The 1,129-nt window shown below is 72.9% G+C and carries 1 pseudogene; it reads right to left on the bottom strand.

What is annotated here, in order from left to right:
• Positions 1–1,129 (bottom strand): annotated as a pseudogene (locus AOK18_RS12025) (family 1 glycosylhydrolase); the annotation flags it as partial.

The raw sequence follows: 1,129 nt of genomic DNA, 5'->3' as shown, positions 1-1,129 counted from the left end.
CGTACCCGTAGGCCCACTCGAAGTTGTCCATCAGGGACCACAGGTAGTAGCCGCGCACGTCCGCGCCGTCGGTGATGGCCCGGCGGACCGCGGAGAGGTGGCCGTGCAGGTAGGCGACGCGCTCCGGGTCGTGCACCGCGCCGTCGGCGCCGGGCTTGTCGTCGAAGGCCGCGCCGTTCTCGGTGATGTAGAGCGGCAGGCCGGGCGCCTCGCGGGTGCAGCGCATGATCAGGTCGTACAGGCCCGTCGGGTCGACGGACCAGCCCATCGCGGTCTGCTCGCCCGGGGACTGGTGGAAGGCGACGTCCTCCGTGGCGGGCCACGGCGAGTGCTCGCTCTCCCCGTGACCGTCGGCCCGCGGGCCCTTCGCGTCCGGGTCCGCCGCCGACACCAGGGTGGGCGTGTAGTAGTTGAGGCCCAGCGCGTCCAGCGGCTGGTGGATCAGCTCCAGGTCGCCGTCCTGGACGAACGACCAGTCGGTGAGCGAGGAGGTCGCCTCCAGTAGCGTCTTCGGGTAGGCGCCGTGCAGGATCGGGCCGTGGAAGATGCCGCCGGACAGGTCGTCGATCTTGCGCGCCGCCGCCAGGTCCGCCGGGTCGTCCGGGGAGAGGGGCCGCACCACCGACGTGTTGAGGCTGAGCGCGACGGAGTTGCGGGCCGGCATCACCGACCGCAGGGCCTTGGTGCCCAGCCCGTGGGCCAGGTTCAGGTGGTGGGCGGCCCGCAGCGAGGCCGCCGGGTCGGTGCGGCCGGGCGCGTGCACGCCGGACGCGTAGCCCAGGAAGGCGCTGCACCACGGCTCGTTGAGCGTGATCCAGTGCTCCACCCGGTCGCCGAGCGCCTCGCCGACGATCTGCGCGTACTCGGCGAAACGGTAGGCGGTGTCGCGCTCCGGCCAGCCGCCCGCGTCCTCCAGCTCCTGCGGCAGGTCCCAGTGGTAGAGGGTGACGGCCGGCTTGATGCCGTGCTCCAGCAGCTCGTCGACCAGCTTGCGGTAGAAGTCCAGGCCGCGCTGCACGGCCGGGCCGCGGCCGGTCGGCTGCACCCGGGGCCAGGAGACGGAGAAGCGGTAGGCGCCCAGGCCCAGCTCCGCCATCATCGCCACGTCGTCGCGGTAGCGGTGGTAGTG

This window comes from Streptomyces prasinopilosus (genome assembly GCF_001419695.1).
Taxonomy (GTDB): Bacteria; Actinomycetota; Actinomycetes; order Streptomycetales; family Streptomycetaceae; genus Streptomyces; species Streptomyces prasinopilosus.
This window is presented reverse-complemented; position numbering and strand designations above follow the sequence as displayed.